The organism is Trichocoleus sp. FACHB-40 (assembly GCF_014695915.1).
Lineage (GTDB): Bacteria > Cyanobacteriota > Cyanobacteriia > Cyanobacteriales > FACHB-T130 > Funiculus > Funiculus sociatus.
The window spans coordinates 25,502-48,712 of record NZ_JACJPF010000037.1; the positions used below are offsets into that span (position 1 = coordinate 25,502).

The following is a 23,211-nucleotide window of genomic DNA, read 5'->3' on the forward strand; positions in this document are numbered from 1 at the left end:
TTAAGCAGCAGAACAGCTGAGCCGATTTAGGTCAGCAGCAGCGGTTCCAAAAACAGTTGGCATTGATTGTTCCGGACGGCATAATAAAGTTTTGGCAACTTGGAGCATACAAATCCCCGCATTGCCAAAAGATTTTTGGTACTGAATCATGGCTTGAGTTTGTTGAATCAAAGCCAAACCAGCAAATTGCACGACTCGGCGAAAGAAATCAGGGCGATGCTCTAAAATTTCTGAAAAATTGTCCAGGTAAGCTAAAGTTAGGGTTCCAATCGAAGGCTGTAGCAGTTCCAGGGGAGTTGCGGCTAGGCGCAAAGATTCTTCGATACTGAGTGCCTGACTGATAACCAAGCTACTCAGCCATATTTGTAAGTAGCTAGCAATTAGCATTCCTAAATCAAAAGCTGGGTCTCCCCAAGCTGAACGTTCCCAATCAATTAGTCGCACGATGTTGTCACCGGATTGCTCCCAATCTTTGTGCAAAAGAATATTATTTAGCTTCAGGTCATTGTGCGTTAGACAACAGGGTGCGAAAGCAGTAGATAGCTCTGCCATTGCCCGTCCTAAGCTGTCATAGCGTTGATAGAGAGCAAAAAATCTCAGCCCATCCGCAGGAACTACACCGAAGATTTCCGGGCTAATTCGTTCCAGGCTACGAATCAAGTTAGGAACTTGCTCTCCGAGTCCATCCTTAGTATTTTGAGAGAAGAATTCTTGATAGTCCTGACGCTTGAAAGTGGCGCGATGGACGTTGGCTAGAATAGTTCCGATTGAGGATGCGATCGCTGTCGGGAAGATATTCTCCTTGGCGTAAAAATCAGTTAAATCGCGATAGTCATCTAAGTAGTTAAAGACAATAATTGAGTGCTCTACATCAAAATGGAGTACCATCGGCAAAAAGGGGCGAAGGTGCCTCACTTCTGGGAACTGTTCTAAAAACCTTTGGACTCGAACCTCGCTAAGAAACTCGCCCGCAGTTTTCCCATCCCGATTGTGCCGCTCTTGCTTGACGAGGAGCTTGCGACCCTCTAGGAACTTCACTAACAAATTAAAATTCTTGGCAGCTACTGGCTCTATCTGGAGCTTGTCTCGGTCTGACTGGGTGCAGAAACCCAGCCCAACTAAATAATCGGTAACATTTTGCGAACTTAACAAAAGTGTCATAAGCCTAGTGATAGCTCAACCTGATTTGCAGGCATTTCAAGCAAGGATCTTTCTAATGAGCGCCTTGTTGTCTCATTCTTAAAGGGCTTGAGTTGCTTCTACTGGTTTAATTGGGAGCAGCTCTGGGGGAATATGAGGGTAATGTGGTTTTTTCCGTAGATTTTTCTGGTTCAGCCTGGAAGAGGCACTTTTAACGTAAAACCTGTCATGTACTACTGCTCACCAGCCCCTATCTAACGGTCTGCTGACTTCGGCATAAGAAATTTTGGATTAGATGCCCACAGCCGCAAGAGAATTAGTCATAACGCCCAGATGACGACACCAAAGAGCTAAGTAGCACGCCTTAATAAAGCAGTCACCTAGCCACTATGCTCAAACAGAAGTAGAGATTTTGCCACAATTGCCGCCGCCCCTTACACCAAAGCAGTTCAACTGAGATATGGTCAATCTAATTGACCGCGTGGTAATGGCTACCGACAAACACTCAACATCGCCATAACAGGGGAAAAAAAAGAGGTCTAGATGTTCAGCAGCATACCCAAACTACCAAACCGTGACTACCCTATCGAGCTATTCTCTGTCTATATGACACTGGAGAATAAAAACGGTCGCTTGACTATTCAGTTGAAATCTGAGCCTAATTTGAAACGCAATGTTGAGTTATATAAAAACAGACATAAGAAGTTTGTATCATTATGCAACCAGCAAGATAAAGGCAGAGGCTTAGTGCAGTTCTGGATGGACATAGCTCTCAAGGATCTAACGCCAAAAGAAGAATGGGAGCCAGCGAATCGGGTACAAATGGCATTAGAACACTTAACTGTTTACTGTGAAGAGAGTTGCTACAGGGCTGCTGAACAGGTATGGAAAGAGGATAAATATCAATCTTGGGAAGAATATCTATTTTTTGCTAGATGTTTTATTTATGAACAAAATAAATTTAAACAAATTTTAGATAAATATAATTTTGATAATTCTTCTCTCAATACCTATATTACGGGAGTTTTGATAAGAACTATTAAAGATAAGGCAGCCGTTTCTAAGTTCTCGCGCTGGCGGCTATTGTGCAAAAAAAGTGATAAAGAACTGAAAGAAGCACTTTTCAGAGACGGACATAGTGAACCAGAAATTTCAAGGTTCCTCTTTGCTCGTAAATATTTTAAACAAGTTTATCAGATTAACCAAGTTCAAAACCCTACTAAAAGAACAGGGCAGAAATGGCCCAATCCCGATGGCCAAGATTTTCAGGAAGCTGTTAAATATTACAATGCTGAGAAGTTGTTGCCCTCTGCACCCCACGAAGTCTCTGCTAGTACAAACATTACTGATGAGCAACTAAAAGCTTGGATGGAACTTTGTATTGCAGCTTTACAAAATTACCCCAAATCAATAGCGCCGCGCTTTTCTATTGAAGCACTCCAATCAGCAGGCCGTGAAGTTGAGTCTGAAGAGTCACAGGAAATTTTAGAACTAGACTTGCAGGGTTCTATCGAAGCAGAAGAGTCGGTCGAAAACCAGGGAAATCTTGTTAATCGGACTGAGGCTGCTTTGCGGCAGCAGTTGCTTTCTCTGAAACCAGAACAACAGGAACTTGTACTACTTTACTATGGTTTTGGGCTGGAGCAAGCCCAGCTAGCAGTTAGATTTGAAGTCACGCAGAGTGCGATTTCTCGTCGCCTTAATACAATTGAATTGAGACTGATAAAAACTTTATCTGGATTAGGTCAACCTACTGAATGGGTCACGCAGTATGTAGCGGGATGGTTGGAGTATAATTACCAAGCTCCTATTTACTTAGATTTAATTCATGCTGCTTTGGTTGAGGCAATCAAGAAACTTGACCCTCAAGAACGAGAGTTATTGCGCCTTCGCTACGGGCAAAAACTAGATGAGCAAGAAATTGCTATTCAGCTTGGCATAACCAAATCAGAAGTTAATGAGGCACTTATAAAAGCTAAATCTAAATTACAGATTGCTTTATTGAACGTAATTAATAATAAAATTAAACAATATATAAGTATATGGCTTTGGGTTTTTGGGAAAAACCTGGTTAAATCAGCCTGTGAAAACCTAAATATCTTCCTAATACAAAAAGAAGATTCAAAAATAATTGAAGCAGTTCTAGAGGAATGTGTAAAAGGGTTGCATCAATCAAATCAAGGAGGATGAACTGATGTATGAATTGCAAGAATTAGCAACGGCTTTTTCCAACCAGTTCGGGTTGAAGATTTCAGCGGCAGAGCAAAGAAAAGCTTGGGAGCAGGCTCAGAATCATTCTAATGCGATCGCTCGTTACAATGCCTATCTCAATCGCATTTGCTTGCATACCTTCCTCAACTGGCTTTCAGACTGGCTGGCAGAAGAATCTGCGCCTAAACCCTCAATTTGGCCCAGTGAGGATACCTTACCCAGTATTTGGGAAGTGGTGAATGGTACGGCAATTCAGCTAGGCGAGAGTCGAATAGTGCTTATACCAAGTGAAACAACAGATTTAGAAGAGTTGTGCGTCCCCCAGGAGTGGGTGGATATTCCCAGCTTTGCAGCTGATTATTACTTAGCGGTGCTTATTAATTTGGAGGGGGATGAGGATGATTGCTGGATGGGGGTGTGCGGGTTCGCTACTCATCGCCAGCTAAAGTATAAAGGCAGATACAACTCAAGCGATCGCACCTATGTATTATCAGCAGAAAATTTAACTGAAAACCTCACCGTCATGCAGGTGACACTAGGACTGCGGATGCAAGAGGAAATTCCAGAATTACCAACTTTATCTGAGGCTGAGGCTAAAAAGTTGTTGCAACTGTTGAGCGATTCCTCTATTTATTCCCCTCGTCTACGGGTGGATGTGCCGTTTGAGCAATGGGCGGCGTTGCTAGTGGATGATAAATGGAGACAGCAACTATACAACCGACGTATGGTAAATCCGGATAGTACAGTTACGGCTGTCGCGGCAGCTACATCCAGTAGGAGTCAAGTTACGGCTGTCGCGGCAGCTACATCCAGTAGGTTTGTTGTGGACTTAAGGCAGTGGTTGGAGAATTTGGTTGAGGAAAGGCGGAATCTGGTTGAGGAAGTTTGGCAGACATTTGAAACCTTCTTCGCCCCACTAGAACCAAATCCAGTTCGCGGTACGAGAGGCTCTGCTCTTACCTCTCCAGATGCGATCGCTCCTGTAATTTCCCTGCTACAACCTAATCAACCCGAACAGATCCGTTGCCAAGCAGCAGGAGTCTTAGGTGAAATTGGTGCTGGGAATCCTGAGGCCATAAAAGCTCTTACTGAATTGCTGCACACTGCTCAGGATGAAGAAACTCGTTGGCAAGCTGCCCTAAGCTTGGGAAAAATCGACCCAAGAAATCCCCAAGCTGGTATTAAAAAAGCCAGACTGATTGACTTGGGAATGCAATTGGGGGATCATGCAGTTGCCCTAGTTGTTGCCATCATGCCAAGAGCTGACGGGAGAACCGGCGTTTTTCTGCAAGTACAGCCATATAGAGAAACAAAGTTGCCTCCTCATCTCAAACTAAGTGTACTTTCAGAGTCAAGCGAAACAATTCCTGGGTTAGAAGTCGCAGCGAGAAGTAATGATGAAGGACAAGGTTACACAGGTGATAAGGATAAATCCATTGCACTGCGCTTTAACCCCCCACTTGGTAAACGGTTCCGCGTCAAAGTTACGCTCAATGATGTTAACGTTATCGAGGATTTTGTTGCCTAGCTAAAGCAACCAAAGAAAGCCGTTATGAGCAGGTTAGCAGTTCTAAAAATAGAGGATGGTGACTTTGACAAAGGATTTGTAGTTTGGCTACAAATCTTTAAAGATGGTGTTCAATTGACACAAATTAAAGGGGAGCTACCGCCTAAACCAGAAATTGAAGGTTTATATATATCTTGGCAGACAGTTTTTCGCAGCCTGAGATCGTCGTACCAAGATGAGCAAAATTACCAGCGGGGAAACAATGATGATTGGCAGGTAGATAAAAGCTTAGTTACTAATCGCTTTACTAGCGAGGGGGTTGAAGCTTGCCGCCAATTTGTCATATGTATGGAAACAAGTATACAAAATTGGCTCCAACGATCCCCCGCTCAAGGATGGGGAAAAATTAGAGAGAGACTGGTGAAAGAGTTAGACAATCAAGCCGATGGAATTCAAGTAATTCTCCAAACCTCAGATTCCCTGCTGTGGAAACTGCATTGGTATGTATGGGACTTGTTGGAAAATTACCCGGATATTGGTATTAGCTTCAGTCTACCAGAATTTGAAAAACCAGAAATAGTCAAAAAAATAGTTACCGAGAATCATCTAGTAAGGATTTTAGCGGTTTTTGGAGATGACAGGAATATTAATTTGCAACCAGATTGGGAAAAAATTGATAATTTAGAAGGTGCGGAGCCAGTTCCTTTACGACAGCCTAAAGCACAAAAATTGATCGAAACGCTTCGGGAAAAAAAAGGCTGGGATATTTTCTTTTTTGCGGGTCATAGCCAGACAGAAAGGGATACAGGTCGAATTTATATCAATGAAAGCGAGAGTTTAGAAATTGACCAGTTCAAGAATGCTTTGAAAGAAGCTAGTCGTAATGGTTTGAAAATAGCGATTTTCAACTCGTGCGACGGTTTGGGATTAGCGAAAAAGCTGGCTTCTTTGCAGATTCCAGTGATTATCGTTATGCAAGACGTGGTACCAGACATAGTTGCACAATCGTTTTTGAAGGAGTTTTTGAGTGAATATGCCGAGGGACAACCTTTACATACCGCAGTGCGACGAGCGCAAGCAAGGTTAGAAAAATTTACCGACTTGCCTGGTGCGACGTGGTTGCCAGTGATTCTTCAGAGTCACTTGGAAGTGCCACCAACTTGGAAGGAGTTTCTCATTAAAGCTAAGGGGAGTTCTGTTGAATTTGATAGCAAGTTTCCCTACGACCAATATCGAGTCATACCGCTGGCACCGCCGCCTCTTCCGAGAAAGCCCAAGCTGCTTGCGGTACTCCTGGCAAGTTTGATTATCACCATCTTGCTAGTAGGACTGCGATCGCACAGCGTACTTGAACCTTTAGAACTCTGGGCTTATGACCGCTTCATGCAGTTAAAATCAGTTCCACCACTAGACAAAAGAATTCTCATAGTTGCAGTTAACGATGAGGATGTTAATGTTAAGCAGTTTAAAAAGCCCCTCAGCGATCGGGTAGTAACCCAACTGTTAACTAAACTAGAGAAATATCAACCGCAAGTCATTGGGCTAGATATTCAGCGGCCGGAAGCAACAGGAGGCACAAAAGCAGATTGGGAAAACTTAGGTAAACATATACAAAATAGTGTTCGTCCTATCATTGCTATCTGTGATGTTGGTGAAGTAAATAGGCAGTATCAACCTCTGCGTGCTAAGGCATCCCCTCCCGGAGTTTCCTCAGAACGTATAGGCTTCAGTGATGCCTTGATACGCGATACCAATCCGGATAATTATATTGTCCGTCGCTATTCATTAATTATGGATTTACGACGGGAATCGCTTTGCTCTACACTCTATTCTTTCAGCTTTCAAGTAGTCAGGCATTACCTGTCTCCTCAGACTCAGTACAGGTATAATCCCGGTGACAACCTAAGGATTGATTCTATTGTACTCAAGTCTTTAAAACCTGATTCTGGCGGGTATCAACGACCAAAAAATGATATGCAGGGGTATCAAATACTGATCGACTACTCCCCTTCCCGCCAGGTTGCTCAAGAAGTCTCGCTTACGGACATTATGAATAATTCAGACTCCGATTTACTTCAATTGATTCAAAATCGGATTGTTCTTATTGGTTATGTGACAAGTAACAGTCCAGATTACCATTCAACACCTGTGGGGAAAATGCACGGAGTTAAAATTCATGCTCATGTAGTCAGTCAACTTCTCAACACGGTTGAAAATCATCATTCTTTGTTGTCTTCTTGGTCAAAAATAAGCGAAAATATATGGATTTTAGTTTGGTCAATAATGGGAGGCATTTTGACTCTTTTATTCCGCTTTATAAAGCATTTGATAGTTGTTATAAGCCTCGGAATTTCGGGAATATTTGTAATCTGCTTTAGCTATTTCAGTCATGCTGTTTGGGTACCTCTCATTCCAGCAGCGCTGGGTTTAGTAGTAAGTAGCTATGTAGCTTACTACCTTACTAAGAGGGATATTAAGATTAGTTTAATTAGTTTTAAAAGTAGCTGTTATAGAAAATAAAATTAACAGTTTTCTACATACTGTACAAATCATACTAGAGTTTAATGCCGTTCAATTATTTTATTCAATATCAATATTTTGAACTATGACTTGGATCAAAGTTATTTTAGCTATCACTTGGGTATTAATTAGCTTGGCTACTAACTACCCACAAATCCAGGCACAGAACACAGGAAACGGGGGAAGTTCCGATCCGTCAGGGGGAGGCAGAGACCCCAATCGTACATCTGGGAGCGATCGCGGTAATTGTCCAGTTGTGAAAAATGAAAATGAACAAGAGTCTTTAACAGCATTAGTAGCTCAAAAGGGTGAGGCTTTGACTACCAGCGATTCTCCCACACTCTTGTTTTATGTTCCCTATGCATCCACCACTCCTCTTGAGGCTAGGTTTTCGTTACGGGACGATAAGGGCTACAACGTTATAAAACCGATTCTGATGACACTATCTGGGACACCAGGAGTTGTCAGGGTGCGTTTGCCAAAATCATTGGAGAAAGAAAAGCTTTATCGTTGGTCTTTTGCCATTATTTGTGAGCCAACAGACGAATCAAAAAATCCGGGTGTTGACGGGTGGCTCAGACGGGTCGATCCCAGCCCTAGTCTAGCAAGTCAATTAACAGGAAAAGTCTCGCAACGGGAACTCGCAGCTCTTTATACAAAAGAAGGCATTTTGCTGGATGCTTTGACACTGCTGGCAGAGATTCGCTATACAGACCCACAAGCTGAAAGTGATTGGACTAGCCTGTTGCAATCTCTTGGCTTGGAGGTGATCGCAACAGAGCAAGTTATTCAATGCTGCACTCCCAAACAATAACCAACTATTACAGCCAATTTCCAATTAGGACAAAAGGAGACCAGTAGTAGGGATGAGTGTAATTTATATTCTGCAACAAATACAGTTGAGCCTGTTTAAGAACTTCGGCTTTAGTTACCTGTTTTTGAGCTAGCTCCTGTTTCAAATTTTGGTAGAACTGTTCAATCAATAAGGCGGTGGACTTATCATTCACTGACCATAGCGTCGCCATTGTACTGCCTGCTCCTGCGCGTACCGCCACTCCTGCCAACCCCAAAGCTGCCCGTCTATCACCTGTGGCTGTCTCACAAGCACTGAAAACCAGTAATTCAATTGCATCAGGTCTGCTTTGTTTCCCAGCTTGCAGTAAGTTTTGTAGCTCGTTGATATTGATATGATTATTCGATGTGGTGAGGATAAAAGTTTCCTGAGGATTGGAACTGAAATTTCCATGAGTTGCCAGGTGAACTATGGGGTAAGAAGACGAGTTGAGTTGACTACGCAAATTTTCAGTTTTGAACCGCTCGTCTAATAGTTCTATAGAATCAGGCAAAATCTTCTTGATTTTATCTACCTCAGTTCCTACATTTGGCAGTAAACTAAAATTAAATATGCGACCTTCTATAGTTAGCGTGCCTCCTTTAGTCAAGCCAGCAACTAGAGCTTTTAATCTTTTCCGTTCCAAGCGTTTTGGACCCAATAGTTGCAAACCGGGAGTGATGGTTACAGCATACTTTTCAATAAGAAATTGCTTACCATCCCACAGAGCCGACATGGGAATATTCCTTAAGGAACCATCCAATACAAAAACTAAAGTTTTAATTATGTCTGGATTAAAGTATTTCTCAGCAGGTCGAATCAGCCAGTCATAAACCTGGCTGGATAAAGGCTCATATTCATCACGGCCGGAATATTTGTTTGTTAGCTTCCCCCTTAGTTCATTGAGCGTATGCTCTAAGTCAATTTGCTTTACAGGAGCCTGGTAGCGTATTAGTTTTAGCTGGTTAGGTAACTTCAGGATAACTTCTAACCGATCTTTCAAAATGATGGGATAAAAAACTACTGCCGTCGGGTCTTCCTGTTCAGCAACTTTGTCAATCTGCACTGGTTTGGCATCTAGTAAGTTGCACCGTAGGAAGTTCTCTAGTTCTGCCAGTTGAAGAGATTCAGTATACTTAAGAGATTTTTCGAGATTTTTTTGTTCGGGTTGAGTTTCCCCTGGTGGCAAGAGCAAAGCTACTAGCTCTCGATAGAGGGGTTCCACATTATCTCGAAAGGAAAACTGGACATCTGAATTGACGGAAAGCAAATCGCCACGAACAAACTTGAGAGTTTCGACAGCAGCCTCGTAAGCAGCAATTGCCTCTTCTTTCTTTCCTTGATCTTGAAGAAGACGCCCTAACTGCCATTGCCACTGATAAGCTATGTCCGGTGCCTCAATCGGTTGGGTAAGGAGTAAGGCTTCCTGAGTAAGTTGCTGGGCTTTCTGAATCCACTCCTGTGCTTTCAGCTTTTGCTGGTACTGTTCATCTAACCAAGCAAAATATTCGTACAACCCGCTGCGATTAGCGAGAGCATAAGACACTGCACGTGGATCTTCTAGTTCTCTGGCATCTTGAACGGCTGTTGCTAACAGGTTGTCGATTTTCTCCCACAAGGGGGGACTGATAGAGATGTTCTTCTGTTGTTGCAAGCAAGCCAGACTTCTAGCCAAGTTAATCTGAGCGTAAACCGCCATCCGGCTTTTAGGCAAATCAAATATCTGAATCTTAGGCCATAAAGCTTGTGCAGCAGGCAATTCCTCAGTTTCTAGCAGTAGGCTCAGGTAATTGAGTTGTGCCTGTACTCGTGTAGTTGGTGAGGAGGATTCATCAATCACCTGCTGATAATTTTGACCCGCCTCCCGATAAAACTTTGCAGCTTGATCTGGAATAAGTTTAATTACGCAGCGCCAAGGTAGAGAATTTTGCTCAGTTGTCGTATCAAGGCGATCGCGTTCCAGATTACCTCTAGCCCGAATAGTATTCCCTAAACTAAGCAGAGCAGCACTTTTGGCTTCACCTTTGGCTTGAGGAGATGGCAATCGTTCAACCACGCCCAAACTTTCCTCCAAGACCTCTTGGGACTGCTTTAAGTCACCGACAGCGCGGAGGACATTACCCAAACTACGCAATCCTCTAGCCTTGATGGTAAAGTCTGGTGTTTGTGCGAGAATTTGTTTCACCTGCTCTAACATCGTCTTAGCTTGCTGGTAAAATCCCAAAGCTTGCAGGGCTTGAGCTTGGTTGAGCAGGCTACCAATCATTCCGACGGGTTCGCCTAATTGCTTGTAAATATCAGTAGCTTTTTGCGAACTCTTTAGGGCTTCTTCCGGTTGTCCCCGCAAATACCAGAAACGACTTCGGATATTCAAAGATTGGGCATAAGCTTTCAGCTGTTTTTGGCGATCGCCCAGATTTCGCTCTGGCTTTAGTAGTCTCAGACCATCTTCGATGGCCTGTTCTGCCACATCGAACTTTCCGAGTTGCTGATAAGCCAATGAAAGATTACTCAACGTTATGGCTTGCTTCAGTTCATCTTTGCTGGCTTTGAAGAGTTGAGATGCTTGTTGCAAAGACTCTACTGCTTTAGAGAATAGTCCTGCATCGTAATGTTCTTTACCCTGTTGCACCAGCTGTTGAGCATCAGATATCTCCTGGACAATCTGCTTCATTGCAGGCATTTGTGATAGGACAGGCGGTATTCCTGTAGTGAGAAACAGAGCCAGAAGGCTCAGAATAAGCACACGATGGTGTACTCGATTCAGGAGAGTACGACCATGCATCCTTAAGTTTGCCAACTTCAGAAGGGGTTGTACTGCACGGAGAAATACAAACCGTTTTCTTGCCATGTTCTTTCTCTAGATTTTACGGAGACTAAAGGAATGCCCCAGTCAAGACGAGCTGTAAAACGGTTGCCCTGTCGCCACTGCAAACCAAGACCGACAGCAGCCAAAGTGTTGGGATTTGGAGCTTCTGCTCCTGAGCTGTTCCAAGCGATACCGTAATCTACAAACGGAATTAGCTGTAAGACACCTTGTCCACTAAAGGCATATAGGATAGGCAACTGGACTTCTGTAGAGGCGAAAATACCGTTGTCGGTCAGTAGGGTATCCTGACGATAACCCCGTAGACTGCCAAAGCCGCCTATAGCAAACTGCTCTGAAGGTACAAGTGCCCGATCTGCCAGTTGAGCATTAGCACGAACCAACAGCAAAGTTTCCGGAGCTAGGAGGCGTACCCATTGCGCCTGTCCCTGCCAGGAAAAAAAACGGCTATCGGGAATCGCCTCAACCCCGGGAATAGGTTCATTGATAGTGGAGCCAAATGCATCGAGTCCGAGACTAAATTGGGAGCGGACAGCTATGACTTCTTTGGAGTTTTGTTGCGTCCATTCCTGAGAAAACCGCAACGCTGAGATGCGGGTGCGTCCCTGGTCATCAGCTCCTGGTGAGAGGGGGAAGGGAATGCCTAAGAGTGAGTTTTCACTTTCCCTTCTAGATGCTGTCAAACCGAGGGCAAATTCCTGAAAGGTCTGCTGCTTAATGGTTTGGATTATCGGCTGGCGCAGGGTCACTTCGTAGGTGCGCGAATTGGCATTAATATCAAGTCGGTTAAAAGGAGGCTCAATGACACTGCTCGATGTGGTACTGTAGCTAAAACTGAGAGTGCCATTGCGGGGATTAAGGGGTAAAGTGTAACTGGCATCCCAGCCGTTGCTGCCATCAGTATTGGTGTAGCCCAAGCTTAAGCCATCTCCCAGCCCCAATAAATTGGCTTCGTTCAGACCAACTCGGCGTTGGAAACTCCCAGCACTAGGGGAGCGACCATTATTGGTACTGAGTGGGGTACTGAAGGAGTTCGCCTCCTTCACCTGGACTTCCAGTACACTCTTTCCAGGAGCCGACCCGTCGGATAGCTGGGCAGACAATTGTTCAATGAGAGGGTTGAGCCTTAGTAGTTGTAGGCCTTCCTGTAGACGGTCAACATTCAACGGTTTTAAACCTGCGACAGCCAAGCGCGAGCGCACATAGTTTGGGTTCAGTCGCTGGGAGCCGACTGGTATCACTTTAATCTCTTCTAATTCTCCTTCAATAACCTGAATTTCAACTATTCCTGTTCGGTTGCGCTGCGTTTTGAGCGGGATAAAAACTTTGGCACCAGAAGTGCTGTACCCGCGCTCTTTGTAAAGATTGGCTACATCAGAAGCAATTTGGAGCAATCTAGACAACGAAAGGGGCTTGTTGATTAAGCCAGCGGTGACTCGTTCAGCTAATTCTTCAGAGGTGAAGACGCTATTGCCAGCGAACTCAAACTTTGTAACGGTAATGGTGTCTATCGTATTGGGAGGTCTCTCTGGAGCGGTTGAAGGTGAGGTAGGAGACGGCAGTAGCTCTTCTGGTGGTGGGGGTGGCAGAGAAGGTGTTTGGGGAACAGGGGTAGGCGAGGGAGAGGGTTGTCTCAAATCCTGTGGCGGCGGAGCCGACAGTGCAGGAGGAATTGGAGTCGCACGGTTAGGAGCTTGAGCAAGGTCGAGAGTTTGTGCACTCAAAGAACCCGCTCTCAAGCTGCTGGTCAAAACCACTAAATTCAAGCGCAGCCAGTACTGAAAAAGGCGGTGCCTCTGGGAACGCCTAGTGGACATGGCAAGGTGGGAGCAGGCGAGTCTTGGCAGTGGGCGCTTGAGCAGTGCGAACCGCTTCACCATTGGCACTGCTCGCCCCGACTTGAGTTTCCTCAGCCGAACGGGGCGGGGAGTGGGATGGATTTATGGTAGTAGCTGGGTCAGAGCCGTTTTCTATCTCAGAATAGAGATTAATCCAATCGGCTACAACCGTGTCACTACTGAGTGGCTCATCTGGCCTAGGCGGCGAGCCACCGCGTCCGATATTGAAAAATTCAACAGATGCCTGCCCCCCACTCGCTTGACAGCCAGAGGCAATGTTCACGCTGCGTGGTTCTCCTGGCAAGTTGGCTAAACCGCGACTAGGGTCAATACCAGGCGTGTTGATTTCCACTACGCCATCTACTCCAAAGTCAGAACTGGCGGTGATGTCACTCAAAGGGGTTAGGCGTGGACGGAACTTTAGCCCAAAGATGCCTTGGGTCGTGATTTCGACTCTACCCCCATTGCCTGTAAAAGCATTGGCCGTGATGTCGCTGTTTTCTTTACGTACGCCGACAATGAATGGGGCGTTGATAGTGATGTTGCCGCCATTTCCACCAGCCTGTGCTGTGCCTGCGGTCGTGGATATCAAACTGTTATAGCGCAGCAGCAGTAAGTCCTGCACTTGTAGCATAATATTCCCGCCCTCACCGGAGGCAGTTTCAGCAGTAATGGCTCCTTGATTATCCAGAAAAATTGAGCGAGCGGCGACTTCTATGTTGCCTGCGTCCCCTGAGCTTGTGCCACTCACAGTTACTTGAGCCCCATTCCGAACAATTAGCTGCCCAGTAGCAATCTTCAAGTTTCCGGCATTTGCAGAACCTAAAGTCCGAGAAAACAAGCCACTAAAAAACTGACCATCTGCTGATCTTCCAATCAGTTCTACAGACTCAGGGGCTGTCACTTCCAATTTTCCCCCCTGACCAGTGCCTACAGTAGAAACTGTTGCGGATGCTCCATCTCGGACAATTAACTTTCCTGTAGCAATGCTTAAGTTCCCAGCATTTCCAGCCCCTATAGTGCTAGCAGACAAGCCGCTGCGAAACCGACTATCAGCTGAGGTGCCAATTAGTTCTACAGACTCTGAAGCATTCGCTGTCAAACTTCCTCCTCGACCCTTGCCAGCAGTAGAAGCTGATGCTTCTGCCCCATCCTGAACAATCAAGCGCTTCGTGGCAATCGTCAAGTTTCCAGCATCCCCAGCATCTTGAGCCTGAGCCGATAAGCTACTAGCAAACTGACCATCTGCTGATCTTCCAATCAGTTCTACTGAGTCAGAAGCATTCACTGCCAAACTTCCCCCTCGACCCTGACCCAAAGTAGAAGCTGATATCTGTGCCCCATCTTGCACAATCAACTGCTTGGTGGCAATCGTCAAGTCTCCAGCATTTCCAGCACCTTCAGTCTGAGTAAACAAGCCACTGTTAGTTTGACCATTAGCTGAGGTGCCAATCAGCTTCACAGACTCGGAGGCGGTAACAATTAAGTTTCCTCCATCTCCTTCACCACGAGTACCCGCTGCTACCTGTGCTCCATCCCGGAGAGTCAATCGTGCAGTTTCAATTGTCAAGTTTCCCCCATTGCCTGTACCTTCGGGTTTGACATCAGCAGTCAAGACACTAGGCTGAAGACTATCATCTGTGGTTCCCAGCACTTCCACTTCAGAAGCCCGAATGGATAGATTTCCAGCATTCCCTGAACCACGAGTAGAAGTTGACACCGCCGCTCCATCTCGGACACTCAATTGCCTAGTTTCAATCGTCAAATCTCCAGCGGTTCCCGAACCAGTAGTATCTGTAAATAAGCCGCTCTGAAGACCATCTGGTGCTTCGCCGCGCACCTCCACGGACTCAGAAGCCTTCACTGCCAACCTTCCCCCATTCCCTTCACCAAAAGTTCCAGATCCTACCTGTGCCCCATTTTCAACTAGCAATCGCCCAGTTTCAACAGTCAAAATTCCCCCAGCTCCCTTAGCTCCTGGGTTAACTTGAGTTAACAAGTTGCTGCGAAACTTATTATCAGATGAAGTCCCAGTCACTTCCACCTCGGAAGCCCGAACGGTCACATTTCCTGCATCCCCATCATCAAAAGTAAGAGCTGCAACTCGCGCCCCATCTCTGATGCTCAACTGTGGAGTTTCAATGGTTAAATTTCCAGTATCTCCGTTCCCTAGAGTCTGACTAACCAACAGGCTGGGAATTTGACCGTCAGCTGAAGTGCCAAGCACTTCTAAAAAGTCAGAGGCACTAACTGTTACATCCCCTGCGTCCCCGGCACCAAACGTAGAGGCTGATACTCGTGCACCATTTCTGATGCTCAACTGCCCAGTTTTAATGGTTATATTTCCTCCAATTCCTTCAGAGGCTTGTCCGACATTAACAAATAAGCCACTGGAAGTCGGATCATGGGTTGAGATGCCAATCAACTCCACTTTGTTGGCCTCAACAGTTAAGTTCCCAGCATTTCCTAAACCAAAAGTAGAAGCTAATATCTGTGCTCCATCCCAGACAATCAAGTTCCCCGTAGAAATCGCCAAGTTTCCAGCATCTCCAATACCTTCAGTCTGAGTAATCAAAGCACTAGTAAACTGACCATCGGCTGAGGTGCCAGACATTTCTACAGAATTAGAGGCAGCTACAGTTACATTGCCTCCCTGTCCTCTGCCAAGAGTTCTAGCTCCTACCAAGGCTCCATCTTGAATGATCAATCGTCCAGTTTCAATAGTTAAGTCTCCCGCAGATCCCGTAGCTACTTGATTGACTTGAGCAAACAACCTACTGTTAAACTGCCCATTGGCTGAGGTGCCAACCACCTCCACCGAGTCGGTAGCATTCACTGCTAAATTTCCTGCATTTCCTGAACCAAACGTAGAAGCCGATACTTGCGCCCCGTCTCTGACACTCAACCGCTCAGTTTCAATAGTCAGGTTGCCTGCATTTCCTGTGGCCCCTAGCTCTACTTGAGCAACTAAACTACTAGGCTGCCCATTGGCTGAGGTGCCAACCACCTCCACCGAGTCGGTAGCATTCACTGTCAAGTTTCCTGCACTCCCGGCACCAAATGTAGCAGCCGATACTTGCGCCCCGTCTCTGATGCTCAATCGTGGAGTGTCAAGGGTCAAATCTCCTCCAGACCCTGTAGCTTTTGCATCTACTTGAGCAACTAAACTACTAGACTGACCATTGGCTGAGGTGCCAACCACCTCTACGGAATGGGAAGCCGTTACTTCCAATTTCCCCACTTGACCCTCGCTGAAAGTTCCAGTTTGTACTATTGCTCCATCCTGGACAGTTAACCTTCCAGCAACAATCTTCAAGTTTCCAGAAGCTCCAGAACCTCTAGTTTGGGCAAACAAGCTACTAGAAGTTCCCCCTGCTGAGGTACCAACGACTTCCACAGACTCAGCAGTCACGGTCAAATTTCCTCCCTGTCCCGTACCAAAAGTAAGAACACCTAATTGAGCGCCATCAGTTAAAGAAATCGATCTAGCGTTGATATTAATGTCACCACCCGTGCCCGATCCAGAGGTATAGCTGGAGCTGACGATGGAGTTATTGGCTAGCAAGATTGCCGCATTGCTGTTGAGGGTGATATTACCCCCCAATAAGCCCTGGGAGAGGATAGAAGAGCCAGAGGTGAGCGTGATGTTGCCCTTGGCCAGCAGAGTGACATCGCCACCATTACTGCCAAAAATAGAGGTTGCAGAAGCATTAACCGTGCCGTCGAGTGTAAAACTGCCGCGAGAGTCGATAGCGACTGAGCGATTCCCTGCAACCCCACCCATCAAAATTGCTCCCAGTCCCTGAGTGTCTGTAACTTGAATGTTTCCATTTAATGAGTTGGGTTGGTACTTATTCGTTAACAAGACTCTTCCCGGCAAGGGATTGCCAGAGGCATCGGCAATGAAAATTGTGCCGATGCTGATATCTGCACTGGATGGAGGAGTAGTAATAGTTGCGGGCGGATAGAAAGTGCCACCAGCAGTGATTACAGTTGGGGTACTAAGCCCAGCAGGGGTCAGTCCTGCACGAATATCAAGAGTAGGTTCGCTCTTTCCATTAATTGATACAGAGGTGCCATTAGATAAGGTAACTGTCTCTACCACACCGTTGGTTGGATCTGGGCTTTGAATCCAGACATAGTCAGGAATTTCTACCTTACCCGTAGCCCAAATGTGCAAAGAAGCTCCCTCGTAGGCTTGGATATATACATCCCCATTAGCTCGAATAATGGGGTCATGGGGGCTGAACAATTTTCCTAGAGTTCCATCCAGCTTTTCTATCCGAAAACTGCCGCCCGTCGTGTAGCGGGCATCACCTCCCACGGTGTTGGCACTTCGCAACACCATGTTCCCATTAGAGAATAAACCGCTGTCAGGGTGATTCAGAGCAAAAATATCAACCCCTTGATTACCCTGCACCAGCAACTGACCCCCAGCTGAAGCAATAAAAGGACTCACCGCACTATCTCGCACCCGCACGGTATTCTGTGCCAGCAGATTTAAATTTCCTGTTGTGTACAGTTGGCTCTCCGCTAGCGTCAAATTGTGAGCAGCTGACAGCGTCGCCGTCTGAGCTGTCAGCTGACGCACCACCGCATCACCGGCGCTCACCGGCAGACCAGACCCTAGCTCTACTTGTCCGTTGCCGTTGACCGTCAGACCCGTTTCATCCCCCCCGTTAGCCAGCAATTGCGGTAAAGATAAAACTGGTGTCGAAGGTTGGCTGCCGCCCAGTGCCCGCGGTTGCATCTCCAAACTCAGTAGCTGCCCGACTTGCCCCAGTTGCACCACAGGCATACCACTGTCTACCTTGGCCCCCGGTACAGCAACCACAGCAACCGCGCCGCTTGGTGCTGACAGTTGACCAGTACTGGCAACCGTACCCCCCACTAGAGTTAAGTTTTGTTCCACTCCCACCGCTAGGTTCCCAGCATTGACAATCGCTCCTGGCTGCTCCATCTCGAATTGCAATCCAATCGGCACAGGAACATTGATAGTCAACAGGGGTGGTGTTCCCGGATTAGTAGCACTGAACTTCGTCCCATCAGGAAGGGTCAGGCTGCTAGCTGTACTTGCTACAAATGAACCACTGATATCCAGTTTGGCATTGGGTCCAAAAATGATCCCGTTGGGGTTGAGAAAAAACAGGTTGGCATTGCCCAAGACACCCAGCGTCCCGAACAGGTGGGAAGGGTTTGCTCCCGTTACCCGGCTCAGAATATTCTCAATCCCAGCTGGATTGGTGAAATAAGCACCTCGTCCTTCACCGATATTGAATTCCTGAAAACTGTGGAAGAGGTTAGCGCCTCGAATGGCACCACCATCAATCCGGTCAACTTGCGGATTGAGCGGTTTAACCACGGAACTTTCAGCGCCAAGGGTGCCATCGGAGGTAATTTGAGCCAAGGCGCTATTTCCAGAAGAGGCGAGCGCCCCACCCACAGCTAACGAACTCAATAGCCCTAATTTCCAGCACCAAAGCTGCCAGGATTGAGTTATCTGAAACATTGCGCCCCCTCTCGTCAGTAGTAGTGTAGTCAAACACAGTCACTTACTAATTAGAATTAACAGGCACCAAACCGTCAGGTAGCTACAGTACAATTACGGGAGTCTGCTACCACCGTCGAATGGCTACAGTAGAATTACGTAAGTCTGCGCTCGCAGTTTCAAAAGCAGCTTGTTGGGCTAGTCAATCAGCTATTTTTTAGGGATTGCACATTTGCGTAAGGATTTAGAGCGTGTTGAATTGAAAGTCTCGGAACTGAATACTTGCTAGTGCCACGAAGTTTTCGCCATACGAAAATCCGAATTTTAGAATGCTGACCATCAAGGGTTTCGGAAATTGCCTCAACCAAGTGGCGAAAAACTAATGACACTAACAATACTTGAAATTCACGCTCGCTGAAGCAAAACAACTTTTCCATCTCCGACTTACTCTTAGTCTGCTGGGGCGGTGGGGCGGTGGGGGTTTGCTTTCCGGTTCTGCCATTGCTGCCAAAACCTTGTCACCTAGCTGCCGAGTCATTGGGGTAGAACCCGAACGAGCTGATGATGCAACTCGTTCCTTTCAAACCAAGGTGCTGCATAAAATTCACAATCTTGACACCATTGCCGACGGCGCTCGCACGCTTTGCTTGGGTCAGATTACCTTCCCACTGGTTTTGCATTATGTCGATAACATGGTGACTGTATCTGAAGAAGCAATTCTTCGCACCATGTTTTTCTTGTGGGAGCGCCTGAAGATTGTTGTCGAACCCACGGGTGCGCTGGCGGCAGCAGCAGCCCTGCTACAAGGAGTAGTCGCTGTACCAGGAGCCAGAATGGGGTGATTATCAGCGGCGGTAACGTGTCGCTCAAACAATTCAGCCAACAGTTGTTTGAGGGGAATAACAGATGTCAGCATCAGGAATTATGTTGTTGTCAACTTTCGGCTCTTGCTCTGACAAAAACTCTGCTACGCTCGCCGACGCACTCAGATAGGCGTGCAACTGCTTCCTTATTGGAGTGGGTTACTCCGTTCCGTAGATCGCTATCCTGCCCCTTCTAGCGGCAAAAAGGACTCATCGAGCCAGTTATAGAAATCCGGAGACATCTGCTCTAACCGCCTAAAAGCTTCCTCTGAAAGCCTTTCCAGCAATAGCACAGCTCCCCACCGTCTCTGTGAGCGCCAGGGCTTAAGTAGGGATTTGATGGCATCAATGCCTTTCTCAACAGCATCCTGAAGCAATTGAACACAGGTTTTAATCGAGATGTAATATCCGTCTTCTGGCTCAAATTGGTCAAATTCCTCAACCGCTCTCATCGAAACAAAAACTGCATTGTCTGAGGTCTGGACTGCTTGCTCTATATAGCTTTGTGGTAGATCGCCTCGTTCCATATTATTTATATAAAGCGCCGAGCGATCGCGCTGTTTTGGCTCCTCCGCCCGAACATTAGACGCAGCAGGCACTTGAGCCGTTAAGTCTGCGTATTTCTCATCCAGCGCCCGTAACACCCCATTGCGGTCGCTGTCGTGCCAAAATTCCTCGTTAATCCCATAAAGCCATTCTTCCTGCTTGTGATCGTACCCCAATTGCTCAAGTTCCACCCCAAGCTTTTCTAGCAAGCGGCTGACGATTTGCATAGGGGTCTGCCCTTTGCTCTTGGCGTCTCCCGGCTTTCTCAGCTTGATTGTCAGGTTGAGGGCAGTTTTGATTCGGCGTCTGTCTTTAAATGCCTTTTGTGCGATCTGTTGCACCTGGGGATGAGAATTTGACAACACCTCCCCAGTTTCGATTAAGTCTAAAAGTCCCAAATCTCGCAATACCTTCACTTGAAAGCTGTAAGTACGGATGTCTGGCAGGAAAGGCAGAATCTTCGCTAAATGATAAAACCAAGTCTTTTTGTCCAACAGAGCCACTTTATCGGGATTGAGACAACTCCAGTAGAGCTTGATTTGACGCAGCCATTGACCATGTTCGGCGATCGCTGCCTTGTAAACAAACTCCGGTGTCAGCTCAATTCCTGGTAATCTGTCTTTCAAGACAGCTTTACGAGCCTGAAAGCGTTGCTCCTCAGTAGAGCGGTCAGTCTTAAGAATTCGCTTGGCTTCCTCTAAGGGAATCTCCTTGGCAGTGGCGAGTGCTGTCGCCTCTTCCCACTCTAATTCCTCCTTAATCCCTTTGATGGTATGAGCCGTTTCCTTTGATTGACCGATATTAACCACTTCAACATCATGCCCTTCGGCTTTTAGTCCTGCGATTAACCTCTCTTGAAGATTCGTCAAAGAGCCATTACGCCGCGCTTGCAAAGATGCCCACATATCAAAATGAGAGCAATTAAAGTTATTCCCTTTCAGGAGTGCTGCCGCTGTTTCAAACAATTCAACAGCGTCAACCTCAGCTTCAATTAGTGCAGCTGCCAAATCGACTATCCGAGAGGTGCTTTTGTGGAACTGGTGGCAGGTACGCTTAACTACATCGGGAAGTAGCGATGTACTCACGCCAGAGTCAGAGGCAAACTTCTTACACCATACCAGCCGCTGGACTGGCGCTCGCACTCGTCCCAGCATCTGCCGTGCTTCAGTGTCGGTAATGCGTCCGAAGAACATTCCCACCACTACATCAAAATAGGGAATGTCGATGCTGACACCAGTTCCCATTGTGGGAGTGTAGATTAAGACCTGTGGTTCAAGCGCCTGCAAGCCCTCGTTAGGACGCTTGACAAAATCCTTGATTAATTCCTGTTCTGATGTCTTGCGGTCAATCCGCAGCACTTTCACGTTCGGGTAAGAATTGAGAATGTCGCGCTCTAATGCTTCCGCTTCTTTTTGGGAATCTACCGCTATAGCGATTTTCTTACCTGCGGATACAGAGTGAATGATTGTGGCTTCGATGCCTGATTTCATGGCATTGGTGGAAAATTGTACCTTCCAAGATGGAGCGAGTACAGTATTCAAAACTAAATGCACTGGTGTAGTATCCGGAGCAAAGGCTTTGATGTAGTTGAGGGACAAATCGGTTAAATCGGCATCTAAGGCGATGATTTGTCCTCCGGTGGAAAGTACGGTTTCGATGATTTTGGCAAACTTTAGTTGAAGTAGTCCCCGCTTCTCTTCACAGGTAGTAGACATCATCAGGTGATTTAAGGATTGCTCGACTTCATCGAGAATTAGAGTTGCTCCTTCCCAGTCAGAGGGATCTAATTTCCACAGGGAGTCAAAGCAAAGCCCCAAGGTGGGATTATGTCCCAAGAGTTCAATAGACAGCGCATAATTGCCAGTTACACCGATGTCGTCAATGTAGTCCGCACCGACTTTCAGGCAGCCCTCGCGCCCTAAAATCCGCCGATGGTAAATCAACAAGACTTTCTGTTCTCTTCTCTTGGCGGCTTCTACAAGGGCAATTAATGCCCAAGTTTTCCCAGTGTTTTTGGGACTCTTAATGCCACAGATAGAACCTTTGAGGTTGGGTAACTTGTTCCAAATGTCTTTCCCTAAGTAACGCTGGTTGAGGGAAAGCGTCGGTGGATAAGATAGAGCGCTCAGTTGGGCTTGTACGGCTGCTAGGCGCTGCTCGTACTGCTCCTTCTGAAGCTTTTCCCGTTGGGCTGCTTGTGCGGCTTCTAGGGCTTCCTCTGCCGCTTCCCGCTGCACATAGGCGGCGTATTCTTCAGAGTCGGGTTCGCTCTCTGGAGCGTTTTCCAATGGAAGATTGATGCTGAATTGTCTCTGGTATTGGCTTTTAGCTAAAAATTCCTCTGGGGTAATGATAGCGATCGCTTCCAGGCCTTCTAGCTCGTCAATGTCAGGGGATTCTTTGGTCAGCTGACCCCACCAAGCTACTTGGACTTCGTACCCCCACCCCTGCACTAACTCAATCGTCAGCTGATATTGCCGCATCACAGAGGGGTTGGCAACGGCTCCCGCATCTGGGTACAAGTTAACTGTGTGAGTGCTGAGTTCAGCCGATAGCGCCTCCAGATATGTCTTGAGTTGTTGACGGCTAGCGGTAAAGTTCCCCCCAGCAGCACCGATGACTACAGAATTGAGCTTTTGGGCGGCAATATAGGATTTGAGGAAGCCTTCTGCTAACCCGATGCTTTTAGTTGAGCTGGGGGATGGGGTGGTGAGGTAACTTCTGCCCATCTCGCCCGTCGTGGCGGGACGGCAACAGCTGATGGGTAACTCTCCGTTTGGCAGGTGAGAAGTGGCACCGTTTGGACGCTTGGCTGTGCGGCTGGTGGGCCACTTGTACTTGCTATCAGTGGCATCATCAAAGCGGGTCTGGAAGCCGATTAAACGCCCTAATTCATCCCTTACGGGGCATCCAATGCCAGAAGCAGGAATTAACAGCTTTTTACCCCACAAATCTACCCCGGCGAGTCTCGCATTGATGCCGCTGATTTCTTGCCAAGGTGCAATGCTGAAGAAAAACCCCGCGTCAATTTGGGCATCTGTTAGCCCTCGTTGGCTTAATTTCTGCCGATGTTTTGTAGAAAGCCCCATCTGTTGGTGAAGCTTGCGGATTTGGCGATCTCGCTCTTCAACATTAAGCAGAGAAGCAAAGTGTTTGGCTTCTTCTTGCAGTCGTTGCTCTCGTTCGGCTGCTATCTGACGACGGTGGGTTTCCCACTCTTGCTCGTTCCAAGAATCTTGTCCCCGGTCAACAGCCCACATATTGAAGCCCCAGGTGTCTTGCTTGATGAAGCGGTAAAGGGGCGCTGAAACAACATCAGCTCGACAGTGGACGATCTGGGTGTGGGCGTTCTCACGGCAGTCTTTCCGAAGACCGTTACAGATGGGGCAGCTACCGCGCTTAAAGAGTTTGAATTGACTCATGCTGCCACCTCTAAGTG

At 46.8% G+C, this 23,211-nt stretch carries 9 protein-coding genes and 1 pseudogene; 5 read left to right on the forward strand and 5 right to left on the reverse strand.

Going from position 1 to position 23,211, the window contains the following annotated elements; all coding sequences use genetic code 11:
- Positions 1-1,161: an aminoglycoside phosphotransferase family protein gene (locus H6F63_RS05885; protein ID WP_190635672.1), complete on the reverse strand. Its 1,161-nt coding sequence runs from the start codon at positions 1,159-1,161 to the stop codon at positions 1-3.
- 522 nt (positions 1,162-1,683) lie between these two features.
- Here H6F63_RS05885 and H6F63_RS05890 point away from each other — a divergent pair.
- From H6F63_RS05890 to H6F63_RS05905, 4 genes are all read left to right on the forward strand, one after another.
- Entirely contained in the window at positions 1,684-3,330 is a 1,647-nt protein-coding gene (locus H6F63_RS05890) for a sigma factor-like helix-turn-helix DNA-binding protein (RefSeq protein ID WP_190635675.1), read from the forward strand.
- A 4-nt stretch (positions 3,331-3,334) separates the two neighbouring features.
- Complete coding sequence (locus H6F63_RS05895) at positions 3,335-4,879, forward strand: DUF1822 family protein (RefSeq protein WP_190635677.1); 1,545 nt, start codon at positions 3,335-3,337, stop codon at positions 4,877-4,879.
- A gap of 24 nt (positions 4,880-4,903) precedes the next feature.
- Positions 4,904-7,378, forward strand: coding sequence for a CHASE2 domain-containing protein (locus H6F63_RS05900; protein WP_190635679.1), 2,475 nt, complete (start codon positions 4,904-4,906; stop codon positions 7,376-7,378).
- 85 nt (positions 7,379-7,463) lie between these two features.
- Complete coding sequence (locus H6F63_RS05905; RefSeq protein ID WP_190635680.1) at positions 7,464-8,192, forward strand: DUF928 domain-containing protein; 729 nt, start codon at positions 7,464-7,466, stop codon at positions 8,190-8,192.
- A 7-nt stretch (positions 8,193-8,199) separates the two neighbouring features.
- On the opposite strand, the gene H6F63_RS05910 is transcribed toward H6F63_RS05905, so the two are convergent.
- The 3 genes from H6F63_RS05910 to H6F63_RS05920 all read right to left on the reverse strand — a co-directional run bounded on the left by H6F63_RS05910 (position 8,200) and on the right by H6F63_RS05920 (position 18,384).
- Complete coding sequence (locus tag H6F63_RS05910; protein ID WP_199297762.1) at positions 8,200-10,884, reverse strand: CHAT domain-containing protein; 2,685 nt, start codon at positions 10,882-10,884, stop codon at positions 8,200-8,202.
- Between the two features lie 128 nt (positions 10,885-11,012).
- On the reverse strand, positions 11,013-12,854 hold the full coding sequence (locus H6F63_RS05915) for a ShlB/FhaC/HecB family hemolysin secretion/activation protein (RefSeq protein WP_190635686.1): 1,842 nt from the start codon (positions 12,852-12,854) through the stop codon (positions 11,013-11,015).
- Positions 12,844-18,384, reverse strand: coding sequence for a filamentous hemagglutinin N-terminal domain-containing protein (locus tag H6F63_RS05920; protein WP_190635688.1), 5,541 nt, complete (start codon positions 18,382-18,384; stop codon positions 12,844-12,846). The genes H6F63_RS05915 and H6F63_RS05920 overlap by 11 nt, the downstream gene beginning before the upstream one ends.
- A 449-nt stretch (positions 18,385-18,833) precedes the next feature.
- Between H6F63_RS05920 and H6F63_RS05925 the strand changes: the two are divergent.
- A pseudogene (locus H6F63_RS05925) lies at positions 18,834-19,231 on the forward strand (pyridoxal-phosphate dependent enzyme); the annotation flags it as partial.
- A gap of 174 nt (positions 19,232-19,405) precedes the next feature.
- On the opposite strand, the gene H6F63_RS05930 reads toward H6F63_RS05925, so the two are convergent.
- Positions 19,406-23,194: a plasmid replication protein, CyRepA1 family gene (locus H6F63_RS05930; protein WP_190635690.1), complete on the reverse strand. Its 3,789-nt coding sequence runs from the start codon at positions 23,192-23,194 to the stop codon at positions 19,406-19,408.
- Positions 23,195-23,211 lie beyond the last annotated feature (17 nt).